This is a genomic window from Cryobacterium adonitolivorans (assembly GCF_004402695.1).
Taxonomy (GTDB): Bacteria; Actinomycetota; Actinomycetes; order Actinomycetales; family Microbacteriaceae; genus Cryobacterium; species Cryobacterium adonitolivorans.
In genome coordinates this window covers 64827-82631 of the sequence record NZ_SOFL01000012.1, presented here as the reverse complement: position 1 = coordinate 82631, position 17805 = coordinate 64827, and the positions used below count along the sequence as shown (strand labels likewise).

The following is a 17805-nucleotide window of genomic DNA, read 5'->3' as shown; positions in this document are numbered from 1 at the left end:
TGGAAGCCGTCCAGCCTTTTTCGAAAGGGAGCGCATGCGCACACTGGTCCTCAACGCGGGATATGAACCCCTCGCGGTCGTATCGTTCAAGCGGGCACTCGTGCTCGTCATGAACCAGAAGGCAACAATCATTCAGGCGGACCAGGGACACCCGGTCTGGGCGGCAACGGAGTCGTGGGAGCGGCCCAGCGTCATCCTGCTGACCCGGTACGTGCGCCTGCCGCGGTCGCGGGCCGTGCCGGTGAGCAGGCGGGGAGTGCTGCGGCGCGATGACCACCGCTGCTGTTACTGCGGGAAAAGTGCCAGCACCATCGACCACGTGCAGCCGCGGTCCCGCGGGGGCCGCGACACCTGGGACAACCTTGTGGCCTGCTGCCTGCGCTGTAACAACCTCAAGAGCGACCGGACGCCCGCCGAAATGGGCTGGGACCTGCGCTTCGACCCCCGGATGCCGCAGGGCACCACCTGGGTGGTCAGCGGGGTGGAGCGCCCGTTGCCCCAGTGGGACGAGTTCCTCGCTCCGGCCGCCGCGTAGCCTCGTCGATCGACAAGGATTTGTGGATGTGCACCCTTTGTAGTGCCATTGTCACGAAAACGTAACGCTCAACGTGACAGACGACCCGCGCATCGCCTACAGTTGTAAAGTCCCCCCTCCGGTAGCGGCTGTTTAGAGGATTATCTGTGACTCATTCCGGCCCCGCCGGCTCGCCTGAGGGCGTCGGCGCGTTACCCACGCGCCGCGAGGCCCGGGCCCAGCGCGCAGTCGCTGAGGCATCCGACGCTTCCGCCAGCATCATCCCCGCTGAGACCGCCAACGTGCCCGCCGCGACCAGCAACGTCCCCGCCGAGACCGCCATCGTGCCCGCCGAGACCGCCGTAGTCGTCTCCGCCCTTCCCGTACCGCCGGTCTCGATCCTGTCGGTGTCGCCGGACCTCGCCGTCCTCGTTGAGGGCGCGAGCGGCGCGGCGGCCGAGTCGCCCGTGCAGGGCACTCCCGTTCCCCCGCGTGCGGGCCGCCCGGCCCGGTTCCGGCCCTTCTCGTCGACATCCGCACCCTCAACGGCGCCCGCCGGCGCACGCACCAGCCCGGCCAAGCGACCCGTCAAGCGCCGCAAGCAGTTCGCCCAGATGGTGACCCTGCTGGCGATTCCGGCGATTTTCCTCACCGCCGCACTGCCGGCCTACGCCTTCACGCCGCAGGGCGGCTCGGCCGCGATCAGCGCCAAGGCCCCCGGGGTCACCCAGGATCTCACCGTAGGGGCCGCCGCTGCCGCCGTGAGCATCTCCACCGACGCCTTCAGCGCGACGAGCCAGGCCGAACTCGACGAGATCGAGGCGGATATCAAGGCGAACAAGGCGCAGCAGCAGGCTGCCGAAGACGCGCGCTCCTCCGCGGCCGACTACGCGGTAGTGGGCATCCGGGCCGAGGGCGACGACTACCCCTGGCGGGACGCTGCCACCGAATCCCAGGGCGGCGGGCTCTCCCCGCTCGGCTACTACTACCGCGAGTGCGTGGACTTCGTGGCCTGGCGGCTCAACCGCGACGCCGGCGCCACCGGCCCGTTCAAGTGGACCTGGTCGACGATGACGCCCGGCGGCGGCAACGCATCCGCTTGGGCTAACGCCTGGTCGAACAAGGGGTGGGCCAGCAGTAAGGCGCCCGTCGTGGGCGCTGTGGCCTGGTTCACCTACAACCACGTCGCCTACGTGCAGTCGGTGCCGGGAGACGGCACCGTCGTGCTCGAGGAGTACAACTGGAATGGCTCGCACGCGTATCACACGCGTACCGTGCCGATCAGCGAGGTTCCGGTCTACCTCTACCCTCCGACCTAGGCTCTCGCTGTCGGTCCACTTTGCGACTTGCCCTCCTGCGGACAAGTTGCCCTGGCGCACCGGAGCAACTCGTCCGTACGAGGGCAACTCGGCGCAGACGGGTGCTGCCGTGTGTCGCGTGGGCTCACCCGGCGCGGATAACGGCTAAACTTTCCCGGTCAGCCTCTGTAGCTCAATGGAAGAGCAGTTCCGTCCTAAGGAAAGGGTTGGGGGTTCGAGTCCCTCCAGGGGCACCACGCACCACCGCCAGATTCCACTCCCTCGCCGGGGTATGTTCGTCGCCGAAGGTTGGTACCTTCGAGAAATGAAGACTACGCGGTGGGCAATCCTGGGACCGGGCGACATCGGCGGCTGGTTTGCGCGGGCTCTGCCCGGGTCGGCGCATGGCACACTGCACGCGGTCGGCAGCACAAACCCCGACCGGGCGGCCGCCTTCGCGGCAACCCACGGTGCGCCCGTCGCCGGTTCGTACGAGGAGCTTCTCGCCAGGGACGACATCGACGCCGTGTACATCTCCACGGTGAACACGACCCACGCGGATCTCGCGGTGGCCGCGCTGAAGGCCGGCAAAGCGGTGCTGTGCGAGAAGCCGGTCGCGCCGAACATGGCGGAGGTGGAACGGGTCCTGGGCCAGGCCGCGACTTCGGGACTGCCGTTCGTCGAGGCGTACAAGCACCGCTTCGGACCGTTTGCGAGGGCCCTCGACGCCGCGGTCGCCAACGGCGAGGTGGGAACCTCCTTGCAGCTGGTCGCCTCGTTCGGCTTCGCGGCGGGGCAGCGATCAGGACGCCTGTTCGATCCGGAGCTGGCCGGCGGGGCGATCCTGGACGTGGGCGGCTACCCGGTTGCCCTTGCGGTGGGACTCGCCGGCGCCGCCGGCGTCGACCCGGCCGATCTCACGGTCACCGTGGCCACCGGCCACATCGGGGACACCGGAGTCGACGAGCACGCCAGCGCGACGATCGCCGCAGCAGGTTTCTCCGCCGAGGTGGAGTGCTCCATCATCGCCGAGCTGCCCCGATCCGCGAGACTCAGCGGGAGCGCCGGGGTCATCGGGCTTCCCGACGTGTTCGGCAGCCGCAGCGCCTCGGCAGCCTTGTTCGTCGTGCGCGCGGATGGCCGTGACCGTCTCGTCGAGCTGCCGACCGTGGACCCTTTAGCCGCGGAGGCCGACGCCGTGTCGCTGGCCCTGCTGGAGGGCCGAACCGAAGCGCCAGAAGTGCCGTGGGCGCACAGCCGCAGCGTCGCGCGCCTGCTCGACCAGTGGCGGGCCGGACTGGACGAGGCACCGCGCGGCGGAGCGCATCCGGAGCCGGGACCGACGCGTTAGGCGGGTCGGGCGCCGCTATGCGGGTGGCGCGCCACCCGCATGACGGCGCGGCGCCCGCATATTGGCACCGTCCGGGGTACGGCGGGGTGCGGCAGGGTGCCGTTGGTCGCGGCACGGGCCGCCGCCGCAGCCGGAGCTGCGGCGACGGACCTGCCCGTTGCACCGGTCACCGGAACTGAGTGAGCTTCAGGGCCAGGTACTCGTCTCGAACCCGGTCCAGTTCCCGGCTTGCTGCGATCGACTCGGGCGCGAGAGTCGGCCGTACCCCGCGGCGAGCCTTGACGGGCCGCCGACCCCAGCGGATCAGGGCGATGCCGAGGTGCATGACGGCACGATCGACCAGGCCCACGCGGCGCACGGGGTGCGTCTCGGGGGAGCGAACGGATTGGGGTGGATGGTCGTGGCGGCCCGGAACGGGCGCCAGTTGGGTATTCATGATGATGCATTCCTTAACAGAACGGTTCGCGAAGCCGGGCGCTCGGCACGAGCGTCCGGGCTCGCCGAATGAAGGGTGGCCGCGCAGGGCGGCACGAGGGCGGCGCACGAGATGCGCGCCGCTCACGGGGTGAGTGACCCGGGCAGACGGATGCGAACGGGTGCGGATGCACACGGGTGCGGATGCTGCCTGGTCGGGCTTCGAGAGCGTCACCACCGTCTGGACCGGTGGGTTACCTACTGGCCGATCAGGCGGTGAAGACGCCGACGAAGCCGGCGGTCGTGCAGAATGCGAATGCAATCTTCTGAGTAATCACGCTGGGCTCCTTTCGTCGTAGTGGCGTAGGCATCACCGTAGTGGGAAATCGGGCCGCGGCGCAAGATTTTTTTGCACTTCCGTGGCCGGGCCCGGCTGGGTACCCTCGAAGTATGTGCCGGAACATTCATCAGCTTCACAATTTTGAACCTGCCGCCACCGACGACGAGGTGTACGCGGCATCGCTGCAGTTCGTGCGCAAGATCAGCGGTTCCACTAAGCCGTCGAAGGCCAACGAGGAGGCTTTCGGCCGGGCGGTCGCGGAAATCGCCCACATCTCGCAGCACCTGCTCGAGGACCTGGTCACGACCGCCGCGCCCAAGAACCGAGAGGTCGAGGCGGACAAGGCCAGGGCGCGCTCCGCAAAGCGCTTCGCGGCGGCCTGATCGACCGGCCGTGACGGGCCGCGGTCAGGACTCCTGAAGCTCCCGCGGAACGGTGATGGCGTCGACCAGGGCGCCGTTGCGCCAGACGGTGATCTCGATGGGCTTGTCGATCGCGTCCTCGACCATCAGCTGTTGCACTGCTGTGGCCGTGACCACCGGCTGGCCGGCGAGTTCGACCACGATGTCGCCGCGGTGCAGCCCGGCTTCCGCCGCCGGGCTGCCCGGAGAGACGGCGGCCACCCGCAGGCCGGTCGGCGAGCCGATCCGGGCCGCCAAGGCAGGTGGTAGCGGCACCTGGGCGCCGGCGATGCCCAGCCAGGCCCGCCGCATCCGCCCGGTGGTCATCAGCGCCGTGATGATCGCCCGCGTGGTCACATTGATCGGCACCGCCAGGCCCACCCCGATGCCCGCCACCGCCGTGTTGACCCCGACCATGCGGCCGGTGCTGTCGGCCAGCACCCCGCCGCTGTTGCCCGGGTTGAGGGCGGCGTCGGTTTGGATCACCTCGTCGATCACGCGCCCAGACCGGGTGGGCAGCGACCGGCCGAGCGCCGAGACGATGCCGGCGGTGACGCTGCCGGCCAGGCCGAGCGGGTTGCCCAGTGCCACAACGACCTGACCGACGCGCAGCCGTGCGGCGTCGCCGAACTGCACCGGCGGCGGGGTGGCGTCGCGTGCGTGCAGCACGGCCAGATCGGAGAGGGTGTCGCGGCCGACGATGTCGACCCGGCTGCCGGTGCCGTCGGCGAACCCGACCTCGGCCACCCCGGCGCCGGCGACGACGTGGGCGCTGGTGAGGAGGAAACCGTCGTCGGTGATGACACTTGCACTGCCCGCGCCGGCTCCCTGGGTGCTGCGCACAGTGACGCTGGCCACGCTGGGCAGCACCCGCGTGGCCACGGCCATGACGGTCTTCGAGTAGGCGTCGAGCAGCCCGTCGCCATCCATCGCCGGGATATCGTTCATGCCACTAGAGCGTACGTCCGTCGGGTTCGATTGTGGGCGCCGTTCGCTGCCAGCAGACGGGGACGTCCGGGCCACGGGGCCGACGGCGTGCCGCGGAACGCTGCGAGGGTCAGCGGCGCCGGCGGCGGGTGCCGAAGATGCCGGTGACGATGCCGGTGAGGATCGTTTTTGTGGCGGGGGAGCCCAGCACCTCCTCGAGCACCGATTTCTGCGTTTTGGTTCGGGTGCGGGAGCCGGTTTCGGCCTGGCGCCGGAGCCGCTCGTAGTCGGCGTCGGCCTTCTTCTGGGCCCTGGCCTGATGCGCATCCGCGGCCGCCTGCTGTTTCGCGAACTCGGTTTCGGCCCTGGCCTGGTCGATCGCCCGCTGTTCGGCTTCGGCGACCCGGCTGGCGGCCTCTAACCGGGTCGCCAGCATCTCCCGGGCTGAATCCCGGTCGACGGGCTCGCCGTAACGGGCGAGCAGCGGGGATGCGGCGATGCTGGCCTCGATTTGTCCGGCCGGGGTGGGCGCCATCGACCCCAGCGGCGCCCGCAGCCGGGTCCACGCGACCGGACTCGGTGCGCCCTTCTCGTTCATCACCGTGACGACGGCCTCGCCGATGCCGAGCCCGGTGAGTACTTCATCGAGGTCGTAGCCGGAGTGCGGGAAGGTCGATACCGCTGCCCGGAGCGCCTTGGCATCATCCGGCGTGAACGCCCGCAGTTGGTGCTGCACCCGCGAGCCCAGCTGGGCGAGTACGTCTCCGGGCACGTCCTTCGGCGTCTGAGTGACGAAGAAGATGCCCACACCCTTCGAGCGGATGAGCCGCACGGTCTGGGTGATCGCGGCCAGGAAATCCTTGGATGCGTCCCGGAACAGCAGGTGCGCCTCGTCGAAGAAGAACACCAGCTTCGGCCTGTCCAGGTCGCCCACCTCGGGAAGGTCGTTGAACAGGTCAGCGAGCAGCCACATCAGAAACGTCGAATACAGGGCGGGCCGGTCCTGCACCCCTGGCACCTCGAGCAGGCTGACCAGGCCGCGCCCGTCAGCGGTGACGGAGAGGAACTCGGTGGTGTCGATCTCGGGCTCACCGAAGAAGGCGTCGGCACCCTGGTCGGCGAAGGTGATGAGTTCACGCAGGATGACGCCGACGGTGCTGCTGGAGAGCCCACCGAGGCCAGTGAGTTCGCGCTTGCCGTCGTCGCTGATTAGGAAGCTGAGCACCGCCCGCAGGTCGGTGAGGTCCAGCAGCGGCAGGCCCGCCTCGTCGGCATAGTGGAAGACCAGGCCCAGGCTGGACTCCTGGGTGTCGTTGAGCCCGAGTACCTTGCTCAGCAGCAGCGGGCCGAACCCGGCGACGGTGGCCCGGATCGGGATACCGTGGCCGATGCCGCCGAGGCAGAAGAACTCCGTGGGGGAGGCGGCGCCGGCCCAGTCCTGACCGAGTGCGGAGGTTCTGGCCAGCAGTTTGTCGCTGGGCGTGCCGGTGCTGGCGATGCCGGAGAGGTCACCCTTGATGTCGGCGGCGAACACCGGTACCCCGTGCGCCGAGAGCTGTTCGGCGAGCACCTGCAGCGTCCTGGTCTTTCCGGTGCCGGTCGCTCCGGCGACCAAGCCATGCCGGTTCGTCATGGCCAGCGGGATGCGGATCTGCACGTCGGGACGGGCCTCGCCATTAACGAGGGCGCCGAGCTCGAGAGCCGGCCCGTCGAAGGCGTAGCCAGACCGGATCGCCTCGATCTGGGTGTCGTCGAGGGGGCCGGCGGCGGGCTCGGATGGCTGTGCGGGCGACTCTGCGGGGGCGGCGGCCGCGGATTGCGCCGCGTCCTCCGCCTGGCGCAGCTGGGTTTCGGCCTCCTCCGCGTCGGCCTGGGCGCGTAGCGCAGCGGCCCTGGCCGCATCAGCTTTGGCCTTGAGCTGGCTAACCGCGTCGAGCGCATCGCTGGGAGTCATGGCGGTATCCTAACCGCCGTCAATCGGCAGGCGGCGTGGCCGAGTCAGTCGGATTTCTCGGCGGCGTCGGCGGCGTCCCGGGCGTCGCGCGCGCGGGTTCTGGCGTCATCCGCCGCACAGCTGGCCTGGGTGCGGGCATCGGCCAGGGCGTTGTCGTCGTCGGCGACTGCAGCAAGCGCCGCCTCGGCCGTGTCGAGCTGTTCTCGAAGCTCGGTTATCTCCGCCTCCAGACTGGCCCGGCGAAGCTCGAGCCGGTGGGCGCGACGCTCCAGGGCATCGACCTCCGCGGCGGCGGCGTCAGCATCGCGTTCCTCACGTTCCGCTTCCAGCCTGGCCTCCTTGCGGCGGCGGACGTCGGCGAGTTGTACGGGGTCCGGCGGTGCGGCGCTCCGGGAACTACCAGGCGACGAGGCCCACGACGCCGCATCCGGCACGGCGACGGCACCGTCCAGGTCGACGGGGTCGAAGCCGCCGGCCCGCAACGCCTTGACCAGCAGTCCGCTGGCGACCGCGCCGGCGGCGGCCGGATCCGACGTGCCGGCCAACAGGGTCTGCTCGACCTCGCCGAGCACGGCCGCGGTGGGTGGGTTGCCGAGTCCGGCGGCTCGCGCGGCACCCGCCTGCGCGAGCCCGGTGACGGCAGCCCTGCGCTCGCCGGTGAGCCGCCGCAACGCGTCCCGGTCAAGCTGCTCCTGGGCGGTTCGCATGTGCTCGCCGAGATCGAGGAGCGCGGTCAGATCGTCGGTGTTCTCCCGGGCGAGGAGGTTCACTACCCAGGCCGCAGGAGAGGGCTTCTTCATCGCTGCTACCTGCTTGGAGAGACCGGCCTCCGAAGGTTTCAGGTCCTGTGCCTTGGTGTTGCGCGCGGCTGTGAAGTCCTGTGGCCGGAGGCCGTAGAGCTCCCGCGCGACAGCGGCGAGGGTGGCGACCATGGGACCATCCTCGCCCGCTCAGACCCCGGGCGCCAGCAGTCCCGCTGCTTCGGGTGTACGAGTGTGCCCGATCGGCCGGCAAGCAGGTGGCTGGCCTGCTCGCCGCTCCGGGTCATCACGTCGTACTGAGCGGGATGACGCGCGGACACCGCGGTTACCCTGTGCGCCATCGGGTAGTCAGGTAGTTCTCACGAGTGGAGGGTCTGGTGGCCTCGGATGGTCGAGGCATCGTGATCGTGCGAGACGGGTCGTGGGGATTCTCGCCTATCACGTGCTGGTGCTGCTGGTCGGGCCCTGATCGCGGGACCCTACGGTCACACCGGCAGTAGGTTACGCCGCCTGGTCGATCCCGGTCGACGGTGGCGGGCAGGTCGGCGGGGCCATGGGAGCCGGCCGACACCGTGACGAGGCTCGCCGTCATGACTACGGGACGCAGCGACCGGTGGGCGGGGCGGGTGTGCAGGATCGTGGTCATTGGGTTCCTCTCGACGGGCGGCTACCGATCGGGTGAACGAGATCGGTACCTTCATCGTCGCGAAACGCAGGTGCACAGTCATCCCCTGCACGGATGAACCTGTGTACTCCGGGCGATGTAGTCGGCGTGCGGCGCTGGTCAGCCGCGGGACTGCAGGAAGACCATGACGAGGGTGCCTGCGCCGTAGAGCAGCAGCTTGCCCTTGTAGCCGGCCCACCACTGGCGAGGCGCCGGCTGGGAGTCGTCGGGGTTCTCGGGGGCGTCGGCAGCCGTGTCGTCGTCGGCAGTCGTGCCGGCGGCGGGCTGGTCGCTTGGGGTGTGGCGGGTAGGCGTGCGGACGGCCGGGCCGCCGGCCAGGCGCTCGAACGGCCGGGTCAGAAACTCGGGAATCTGAATACGGTCGAACTCGTCGCGCGGTTCGTCGCTCTTGTTCTTGCTCATCCGGAAAATGCCCCCTTCGCTCTTAGTCTAGGGAATCTGCGAGGCGGTCAGGTCGCCCGCTGTGCCCGGCCTCGGACCTGACGGCGAACACCCAGTATTCTCATGCCGAGCAAGGGAGTCCGATGACCACACACCACACCATCACCCGAGGCCGGATCTGGGCGGCCGAGCCCGTGCAGACCGACGACGCGATCCTCGAGAACACTGGACATGCCTGGGAGGAGTGGGCGGATCTGATCGATGCCGGACCCGGCCGCCAGGCCGGGCACACCGCCATCGCCGCCTGGGTGCATGCCGAGCACGCTATGGACGGCTGGTGGGCGCAGGGCGTGACCGTGGGCTACGAACGCATCACCGGCCTGAGGCTGCCCGGCCAGATGCCCGACGGCAGCTTCAGAGTGAGCCGCACCCGGGTGCTGGCCATCGACCGGGACGTGATGCGTGTGCTGCTGCTCGACGAGGGAGCCCGTGCCGACCTGTTTCCCGGTTTCGACCTGCTGCTGCGCTCGAAGCCCGCGTCGAAGGCGCTGCGATTCACCCTCGCCCGCAACGGCGAGGCGCTGGGGTCGATCCTGTTCTCCACCGACCTGCTGCCCGACGGGCGGCTGCGGCTGAGCGTGACCCATGAGAAGGTTGCGTCGTTCGACGAAGGGGAGCAGTGGAAGCTGTTTTGGGCCGACTGGCTCGCGGCCGTCGAACAGAGCACCACGGCCGACGGGAGTGCATAACTCCTGCAGAATCCTCTCGGCCAGGAGGCAGCCCCCGGAATTCCGAGACACCCGCCGGCCGCCGATGAGAAATTGCAGGAGTTATGCACATGGAGACGCGGGCCGGGGCGCGCGAGAGCTAGGGGAGCAGTCGGGCGATCGTCGCCACGGCATCCTCGAAGATCTCGGGGCGGGCCCTGGAGTAGTTCAGCCGCAGGAACGAGCCGGTCGGTTCGGCAGGGAACCAGTCGTCACCGGGAGAAAACAGCACCCCGGCAGCGCGGCCGCGGCGGGCCAGATCGGTCATGTCGACCCCGTCGGCCATTCGCAGCCAGAGGTTGAGGCCGCCCCGGGGAACCAGCTCGAGCGCATCCGCCCCCAATTGGCCGCGCACCTGCCGGGCCAGTTCGTCGCGCCGGCCGCGCAGCGACCCCCGCATCCGGGTGAGGTGGCCGCGCCAGCCGGGGTCGGTGAGCACGTCGACGGCGGCGGCCTGCAGGATGCCGCTGACGTAGAGGTCGTCCACCGTGCGGTCGGCCTGGATCCGCGCCAGGGCCGGGCCGCGGGCCACGACGGCTCCGACCCGGATGGCGGGGGAGAGGCTCTTGGTGAGCGAGCGCACGTAGACGACGTGGCCGTTCGCGTCGTCGGCCGCCAGCGGCACGACGTCGGAGTCGATGCCGAAGTCGTGCGCCCAGTCGTCCTCGACGAGGTAGACGCCACGCGCCCGGACCACCGCCAGGATGGCGGCGCGCTCGTCGCTGGTCCACAGTGTGCCGGTGGGATTGGCGAAGTGCGGTTGGGCGTAGAACAGGCGGGCCCCGCTGGCGCCGAGGGCGTCGTCGAGGTCGTCGGGATCGGGCGCCCGGGCGCCGCGGTATATCGGCACGATCCGCAGCCCGGCCTGGCGGGCGGCGGCCATGGCGCCCCAGTAGGTGGGCGACTCCATCAGGATGGCGTCGCCAGGGGCGGCCAGGGCGCGGAAGATCGACGACAGCGCGCTCTGTCCGCCCGGCGTGATCACGACGTCGTCGGCGGTCGGCGGGGCGACACCGGCTCCCCCGGCGGGGGCCAGCTCCGCCGCGAACCAGGTCAGCAACTCGGGCAGTCCCGCCAGCGGGGCCCGTTCCACCGCGACGCTGGTGCGGGCCGCTCGCACCAGCGCGGAGCGCACCAGCCGGGTGGGCAGGAGCTCCTCGGCCGGGTAGCCAGAGTGCAGCGAGATCACCCCGGGGCCGGCGCTCGCCATGGCGGCACCGATGGCGTCGGCGCCGGTGCGGGCGGTGCCCAGCGCCGTGGTCTGCCAGCCGAAATCGGCCCGGTGCACGCCGTGCCGGCGCGCGATGAAGCTGCCCGCCCCCGGCCGGGTCTCCACGAGCCCCTCGAGCACCAGGCGCTGCACTGCGCGCTGAACGGTGAGGGGACTGGCCGCGTGTTCGAGCACGAGGGTGCGGGTGGACGGCAGCCGCTCGCCGGCCGGGCGGGTGGCCGCCAGCTGGCGGAGCCGGCGCTCAATGGCCAGGTGAGCGGACTCGCCGTCCGTCGCTGTGGGCCAAGTGCTATCCTCTTGCATGAAACCAGAGAATAGCGCTATCGCAACCACACCGCCAGTGCTATCCGGGCCGATTGCCCCACACGGGACCTCCGCCGCCGGCCTGGTTTTCGGGCTGCTGGGCGTGCTCGCCTTCTCCTTCACCCTGCCGCTGACCCGGGTCGCGGTGAGCCAGTTGAACCCTCTGTTCGTCGGCGCGGGCCGCGCCGTCGTGGCCGGCCTGCTGGCCATCGCCGTGCTTGCCGTGCTGCGACAGCGGGTGCCGCGGGGCCGGCAGTGGCTGCGCCTGGCCGTGGTCGGGGCCGGTGTCATTGCAGGCTTTCCCATTCTCACCTCGTTCGCCCTACAGAGCGTGCCGGCCGCGCACGGCGCCGTCGTGATCGGGTTGCTCCCCGCCGCGACGGCCGTGTTCGCCGTGCTCCGGGCGACGGAGCGGCCGTCGGCGCGCTTCTGGCTGGCGAGCGGGCTCGGGGTGGCGGCTGTGGCGGGCTTCGTGGCGCTCACGAACGGCGGCCTCGACAGCCTGCAGCCGGCCGATTTGCTACTTGTGGGTGCCGTCGCGCTCGCGGCCATCGGCTATGGCGAGGGTGCGCTGCTGGCCCGCGAGCTGGGCTCCTGGCAGACGATCTGTTGGGCGCTGATCGTGGCGCTGCCGGTGATGGTGCCGCTGATGCTGGCCGGCCTCGGCGCCGGCTGGCCCGAGGCGGATGCGCCGGCCTGGCTGGCGTTCGGCTATCTCGCCGGGGTGAGCATGTTCCTGGGCTTCTTCGCCTGGTACCGGGGCCTGGCCATCGGCCCGATCGCCCGGGTCAGCCAGATCCAGCTTGTGCAACCGGTGCTCACCATCGCCTGGGCGACGCTGCTGCTCGGCGAGCGGCTCGACCTGATCGTGCTGATCGCCGCCCTCGCCGTGATCCTCTGCGCGGCCGGCGCTGTGCGCGCCCGCATCCGCTGACCGGTTGCCGTGCGCGGCACCGCATTGTGGGGTCAGCCCTCGCGGGCAGCCCGCTGCACGGATTTGTCGTGTTCTACGTGAGCCCGGTGGAGCAGATCAGTGAGATCCGCTTCGTCCCTGGCCGCCTGCCGGTACTTCGGGCCGAGCTTGTGGATGGATTCCTCCTCCTCACGCAGGGCCGTGTACACCCGGATGCGTTCGGTGTGGTCCTCGGTGTAGCCGAGGTCCAGGTAGTCGGTTGCGTACCGTCGGGCGTTGGCGATGGCGGCCTGCGCCCGGCCCGCGGGGCTGAACAGCGACGCCAGCACCGTGACCACGAGCACACCGATGATGACCGTCAGCGAGACGCCCGTGCTGATTTCGATCACCGGCACCGGCTCGCCCCCGTTGACGAACGGCAGGTTGTTCTCGTGCAGGGCGTGCAGGATCAGCTTTACACCGATGAAGGCGAGGATCGCCGCCAGCCCGAAGGAGAGGTAGATCAGGCGGTCCAGCAGGCCGTCGAGCAGGAAGTACAGCTGACGCAGGCCGAGGAGCGAGAACGCCGTCGCCGTGAACACAATGTAGACATCCTGGGTGAGGCCGAAGATGGCGGGGATCGAATCGAGCGCGAACAGCAGGTCGGTGCCGCCGATCGCGACCATCACCAGGAGCATCGGGGTCAGCGCACGCCTGCCGTCGTGGATGGTGAACAGTTTGTCGCCGTCGTACTCCGGGCTGGTGTGGAAGACCTTGCGCGCGACCCGCACGATGAAGTTGTCCGCGGATTTGGACTCCGAGCTCTCAGGTTTGAGCATGTTGCCCGCGGTGATGAGCAGGATCAGGCCGAAGAAGTAGAACACCCAGGCGAAGGTGTTGATCAGGGCGGCTCCGAGGAAGATGAAGCCGGTGCGCGCGATGAGCGAGAACGTGATGCCGAACAGCAGCACCTTCTGCTGGTCCTCCCGGGGCACACGGAAGCTGGTCATGATGATGAGGAAAACGAACAGGTTGTCCACCGAGAGCGCTTTTTCGGTGATGTACCCCGCGAAGTACTCGGAACCGGGGGTGCTGCCGCCGATAACCAGCACACCAAGGCCGAAGAGGATGGCGATCCCCACGTAGATCGATGACCAGATCGCCGCTTCCTTCAGCGTGGGCGCGTGAGCCTTCCGCACGTGGAAGAGGTAGTCGAACGCGAGAAGCGCGACGATCCCCACGACGGTCAGGGTCCAGACGAGAGGTGAGGCATCCATGCGGTCGGCTTTCGGTCGAAGACGTGGGGCGCCCGCTGAAGCCGCCAGGAGCGCATCGGTACCCGCAAGGCTACGCGGGCAGGGCGCCGGGGGAACAGGGGTGGCGGAGAAAAACACGCACGAGTGGCGCAGCCACACGCCGGGAAGCGGGCCGGAGACGCCGATGCGGGTGGAGAATATGCTCATGTAACGCGTGTTCACCCGCAGGCCACCCGGGCGTTCTAGGCTGGCGCCATCGCGGATCTTCGCGAGCCCGGACAGGAGTATGCGTGACCTCGATCCATCCCGACCCCAGCACACGGTCCGCCGGCTCGACCGTCGCACCAGCGGCCATCCCGCCGCTGCGGGCCTCGGCGACGCCCGGCCACGAGCAGGGCGTGCTGGATGCCGGCCACCTGGTGCATCCCGAACGCACCCTGGTCGAGATCCTGCTGGCCACCGCCGAGGACCACCCCACCGCCCTGGCCCTCGAGGATGCCGACGGGGCCCTGAGCTACCGACGGCTGGTGCGCCTGGTCAACGACCAGGCCGTGCGGCTGAGCCGGGCCGGGGTGCGCCGCGGCGACACCGTCGGCATCCGCATCCCGTCCGGCACCCGCGAGCTCTACCTGTCGATTCTGGCCACCCTCGCCGTCGGCGCCGCCTATGTGCCCGTCGACGCCGACGACCCCGAGGAACGTGCCCGGCTGGTCTTCGGCGAGGCCCGGGTCGTGGGCGTCATCGGGGCCGGCGGCGTGTTCGCGGTGCGCGACGGCCTGGACGCCGGGGTGCTCACCGAGCGGCCCCTGCCCGCTGAGGAGGACCCGTCGCTGGCGCACTGGGGCGAGCCGATGCCCGGCCCGCACGACGACGCCTGGATCATCTTCACCTCAGGTTCCACCGGGGTGCCCAAGGGCGTGGCCGTGACGCACCGCTCCGCCGCGGCGTTCGTCGACGCCGAGGCCGGCCTGTTCCTGGCCGGCGAACCCATCGGCCCCGGCGACCGGGTGCTGGCCGGCCTGTCGGTGGCGTTCGACGCCTCCTGCGAGGAGATGTGGCTGGCCTGGCGCAACGGCGCCTGCCTGGTGCCCGCTCCGCGCTCGCTCGTGCGGAGCGGCGCCGACCTCGGCCCCTGGCTCATCGCGCACGGCATCACCGTGGTCTCCACGGTGCCCACCCTGGCTGCGCTCTGGCCGGAGGAGGCGCTGGAGAACGTGCGCCTGGTGATCTTCGGCGGCGAGGCCTGCCCGCCGGAGCTGGCCGCCCGCATCAGCGCCCGCGGCCGTGAGGTGTGGAACACCTACGGCCCCACCGAGGCCACCGTCGTGGCCTGCGGGGCACTGCTCGACGGCAGCGACCCCGTGCGCATCGGCCTGCCGCTGGACGGCTGGAGCCTGGCCGTCGTAGACCCGGCAGGCCAGCGGGTTCGCGCCGGCGAGACCGGCGAACTGATCATCGGCGGCGTCGGCCTGGCCCGTTACCTCGACGCGGGCCAGGATGCCGTGAAGTACGCCCCGCACGCCGGGCTCGGCTGGGAGCGCGCCTACCGCAGCGGCGACCTCGTGCGCTTCGACCCCGCCGGACTCGTGTTCGTGGGACGCGCCGACGACCAGATCAAGCTCGGCGGTCGGCGCATCGAACTCGGCGAGATCGACGCCGCCCTGCAGGCGTTGCCCGGCGTGGCCGGCGCCGCCGCGGTCGTGCAGACCACCCCGGCCGGCAACCAGATGCTGGTTGGCTACCTCGCGCTCGCCGACGAGCCGACCGGAGCGACCCCCGGCGTCGGCGCCTTCGACCTGCCCGCGGCCACCGCGGCGCTCCGGATGGCGCTGCCCGCCGCCCTCGTCCCGCTGCTCACTCTCGTGGAGAGCATCCCCACCCGCACCTCCGGCAAGGTCGACCGCGCCGCCCTGCCGTGGCCGCTGCCCAGCCTGGCCGGCGCCGAGACGGCCGGCGCGGATGCCCTCAGCCCGACCGCCGCCTGGCTCGCCGGGCACTGGGCGGCGATCCTCGGCGTGCCCGTCGTCGACGCCGACAGCGACTTCTTCGCCTACGGCGGTGGTTCCCTCTCGGCCGCCCAGTTCGTCTCCGCCATCCGCGAGCGCTACCCGAACACGCGCATCAGTGACATCTACGACCATCCCCGGATCGGCTCCCTCGCCGAGGAACTCGACGGCCGCACCCCGCCGGTGGCCCGCGCCACCCGGCAGGTTCTGCCCACACCGGCCCGCAGCGGACTGCTGCAAGCCCTGCTCAGCGTTCCGCTGCACCTGCTCGTGGGCGCCAAATGGCTGGTGTACCTGGCCGCGGCCAACAATGTGCTCGCCGCCGCCGGCGCATCCTTCGCCCCCACCGTGTCGTGGTGGGCGGTGCTGGCCGGGTTCGTGCTTCTGGTCACCCCCCTGGGCAAGATGGGTATCTCCGTCGCCTCCGCCCGGCTCCTGCTGCGGGGCGTGAAACCGGGCAACTACCCGCGCGGCGGCTCGGTGCACCTGCGGCTCTGGCTGGCCGAACAGGTGGCCACCTTCGTCGACGCCGCCAGCCTGGCCGGGGCGCCGTGGATCAGCTACTACGCCCGGCTGCTCGGCGCCACCATCGCACCCGGCGTCGACCTGCACTCCGTGCCGCCGGTCACCGGGCTGCTCAGCATCGGCGAGCGTGCCGCCATCGAACCCGAGGTGGACCTGGCCGGCTACTGGCTCGACGGCGACACCCTGCGGATCGGCCGGGTGCGCATCGGCGCGGAGGTCGTGATCGGCTCCCGCAGCACCCTGCTCGGCGGCGCCAAAATCGGCGTCGGCACCGAGATCGAACCGGGATCCGCCGTCTCCGGCCGGGTGCCGCAGGGCGAGCGCTGGGCCGGCTCACCGGCCACCCGGGTGGGCTCGGCCCGCCGCGCCTGGCCAGCCGAACGGCCGGCGAATGCCCGCCGTTGGCTGCTCGCCTACGGCGCCGGCTCCGTTGCCCTCACCGCCATTCCCACCGCCGCGGTGCTGCTCGGCGTTCTTCTTGTTGGTGCGTTCATCGGCGACGCCGGCACCCTCGGCGCCGCGGCTGCTCGCGCCGCGCTGGCCGTGCCGCCGGCCGTGCTCGCCGCCGGCCTGCTCTACGCCGGCGCCGTGATCGGTGTCGTGCGGCTGCTGGGGCTGGGCCTGACCGAGGGGCATCACCCGGTGCGCAGCCGGGTGGGCTGGCAGGTGTGGATGACCGAACGGCTGCTCGACGGCGCCCGCACCTTGCTGTTCCCGCTCTACGCCAGCCTGCTCACCCCGGTCTGGCTGCGGCTGCTCGGCGCCAAGGTCGGCCCGGGCGTCGAGGCGTCCACGGTGCTGCTGGTGCCCTCCCTGACCACCATCGCGCCCGGCGCCTTCCTGGCCGACGACACCATGGTCGCCTGCTACGAACTCGGCGGCGGCTGGATGCGCATCGGCCGCGCCAAGATCGGCCGCCGGGCGTTCCTGGGCAACAGTGGCATCGCCGGCCTCGGCCGCACCGTGCCGCGGGACGGCCTCGTAGCCGTGCTCTCGTCCACCCCGCGCAAGGCCAAGCGCGGCTCCTCCTGGCTAGGCAACCCGCCGGTACGCCTGCGCCGCAGGGTGACCGACAGCGACGAGGCCCGCACCTTCCACCCGCCGGCCCGGCTGGTCCTGGCCCGGTCGCTCTGGGAGGTGCTGCGCCTGGTGCCCGTGTTCGTCTCCGCCTGGATCGCCCTCGCCGTGCTCCTGGCTCTCGAGGCCCTGTGGCTTGTCGGCGGCCCCGGCCTGGCGCTGCTGCTCTCCGGCTTCGTGCTGATCGGCGCCGGGGCGGTAGCGGCCGGGCTGACCACGGTCGCGAAATGGCTGCTGATGGGGCGGATCCGCGCCACCGAGCATCCGCTCTGGTCGTCGTTCATCTGGCGCAACGAGGTCTCGGACACCTTCGTGGAGATGGTCGCACGGCCCTGGTTCGCGCAGAATGCCGCCGGCACGCCGTGGCTGGCGCTGTGGCTGCGGTCGCTCGGCGCCACGATCGGGCGCGGCGTCTGGTGCGAGTCCTACTGGCTGCCGGAGGCCGACCTGGTCACCCTGGCCGCCGGCAGCAGCATCAACCGCGGCTGCGTCGTGCAGACCCATCTGTTCCACGACCGGATCATGCAACTGGACACCGTGCACATCGGCGCCGGCGCCACCCTCGGCCCCAACAGCGTGATCCTGCCGGCGGCGCGCATCGACGATCACGCGACCGTTGGGCCGGGTTCGCTGGTGATGCGCGGGGAGCGGGTGCCCACCGATTCGCTTTGGTCCGGCAACCCGATTGCGCCGTGGCACCGGCCGCCATGGAAGACTTGACC

Annotated in this window: 14 protein-coding genes and 1 tRNA gene; 8 read left to right on the top strand and 7 right to left on the bottom strand. The window is 70.8% G+C overall.

What is annotated here, in order from left to right; translation table 11 throughout:
- Positions 1 to 34 precede the first annotated feature (34 nt).
- From E3O42_RS04540 to E3O42_RS04525, 4 genes are all read left to right on the top strand, one after another.
- Positions 35 to 535, top strand: a complete 501-nt coding sequence (locus tag E3O42_RS04540; RefSeq protein ID WP_134452733.1) for an HNH endonuclease — start codon at positions 35 to 37, stop codon at positions 533 to 535.
- Between the two features lie 146 nt (positions 536 to 681).
- Positions 682 to 1833, top strand: a complete 1152-nt coding sequence (locus E3O42_RS04535; RefSeq protein ID WP_134452732.1) for a CHAP domain-containing protein — start codon at positions 682 to 684, stop codon at positions 1831 to 1833.
- A gap of 161 nt (positions 1834 to 1994) precedes the next feature.
- A tRNA-Arg gene (locus E3O42_RS04530) sits at positions 1995 to 2069 on the top strand.
- Between the two features lie 68 nt (positions 2070 to 2137).
- Positions 2138 to 3163, top strand: a complete 1026-nt coding sequence (locus E3O42_RS04525) for a Gfo/Idh/MocA family protein (RefSeq protein ID WP_134452731.1) — start codon at positions 2138 to 2140, stop codon at positions 3161 to 3163.
- 166 nt (positions 3164 to 3329) lie between these two features.
- Here E3O42_RS04525 and E3O42_RS04520 read toward each other — a convergent pair whose 3' ends face one another.
- Positions 3330 to 3599 (bottom strand): hypothetical protein, encoded by a 270-nt coding sequence (locus E3O42_RS04520; protein WP_134452730.1) that lies wholly within the window; start codon positions 3597 to 3599, stop codon positions 3330 to 3332.
- 428 nt (positions 3600 to 4027) lie between these two features.
- Here E3O42_RS04520 and E3O42_RS04515 point away from each other — a divergent pair, with 428 nt between their 5' ends.
- Complete coding sequence (locus E3O42_RS04515) at positions 4028 to 4300, top strand: DUF2277 domain-containing protein (protein WP_134452729.1); 273 nt, start codon at positions 4028 to 4030, stop codon at positions 4298 to 4300.
- Between the two features lie 24 nt (positions 4301 to 4324).
- Here E3O42_RS04515 and E3O42_RS04510 read toward each other — a convergent pair whose 3' ends face one another.
- The 4 genes from E3O42_RS04510 to E3O42_RS04495 all read right to left on the bottom strand — a co-directional run bounded on the left by E3O42_RS04510 (position 4325) and on the right by E3O42_RS04495 (position 9047).
- Positions 4325 to 5266 (bottom strand): S1C family serine protease, encoded by a 942-nt coding sequence (locus tag E3O42_RS04510; RefSeq protein ID WP_134452728.1) that lies wholly within the window; start codon positions 5264 to 5266, stop codon positions 4325 to 4327.
- Between the two features lie 109 nt (positions 5267 to 5375).
- The gene (locus tag E3O42_RS04505; RefSeq protein ID WP_134452727.1) at positions 5376 to 7199 is read right to left on the bottom strand and encodes a helicase HerA-like domain-containing protein; all 1824 of its coding nucleotides are present in this window, start codon (positions 7197 to 7199) and stop codon (positions 5376 to 5378) included.
- 44 nt (positions 7200 to 7243) lie between these two features.
- On the bottom strand, positions 7244 to 8131 hold the full coding sequence (locus E3O42_RS04500) for a hypothetical protein (protein ID WP_134452726.1): 888 nt from the start codon (positions 8129 to 8131) through the stop codon (positions 7244 to 7246).
- Positions 8132 to 8744: 613 nt separating this feature from the next.
- The gene (locus E3O42_RS04495) at positions 8745 to 9047 is read right to left on the bottom strand and encodes a hypothetical protein (RefSeq protein WP_134452725.1); all 303 of its coding nucleotides are present in this window, start codon (positions 9045 to 9047) and stop codon (positions 8745 to 8747) included.
- Between the two features lie 122 nt (positions 9048 to 9169).
- On the opposite strand from E3O42_RS04495, the gene E3O42_RS04490 reads away from it, so the two are divergent.
- Positions 9170 to 9775, top strand: a complete 606-nt coding sequence (locus E3O42_RS04490; RefSeq protein ID WP_134452724.1) for a hypothetical protein — start codon at positions 9170 to 9172, stop codon at positions 9773 to 9775.
- A gap of 118 nt (positions 9776 to 9893) precedes the next feature.
- Here E3O42_RS04490 and E3O42_RS04485 read toward each other — a convergent pair whose 3' ends face one another.
- On the bottom strand, positions 9894 to 11327 hold the full coding sequence (locus E3O42_RS04485) for an aminotransferase-like domain-containing protein (protein WP_134452723.1): 1434 nt from the start codon (positions 11325 to 11327) through the stop codon (positions 9894 to 9896).
- Here E3O42_RS04485 and E3O42_RS04480 point away from each other — a divergent pair.
- The gene (locus E3O42_RS04480) at positions 11326 to 12261 is read left to right on the top strand and encodes a DMT family transporter (RefSeq protein ID WP_134452722.1); all 936 of its coding nucleotides are present in this window, start codon (positions 11326 to 11328) and stop codon (positions 12259 to 12261) included. The genes E3O42_RS04485 and E3O42_RS04480 overlap by 2 nt on opposite strands.
- 32 nt (positions 12262 to 12293) lie before the next feature.
- On the opposite strand, the gene E3O42_RS04475 is transcribed toward E3O42_RS04480, so the two are convergent.
- Positions 12294 to 13496: a TerC family protein gene (locus tag E3O42_RS04475; protein ID WP_134452721.1), complete on the bottom strand. Its 1203-nt coding sequence runs from the start codon at positions 13494 to 13496 to the stop codon at positions 12294 to 12296.
- 377 nt (positions 13497 to 13873) lie between these two features.
- On the opposite strand from E3O42_RS04475, the gene E3O42_RS04470 reads away from it, so the two are divergent.
- Entirely contained in the window at positions 13874 to 17803 is a 3930-nt protein-coding gene (locus E3O42_RS04470) for a Pls/PosA family non-ribosomal peptide synthetase (RefSeq protein WP_134452854.1), read from the top strand.
- The last annotated feature ends 2 nt before the right edge of the window (positions 17804 to 17805 follow it).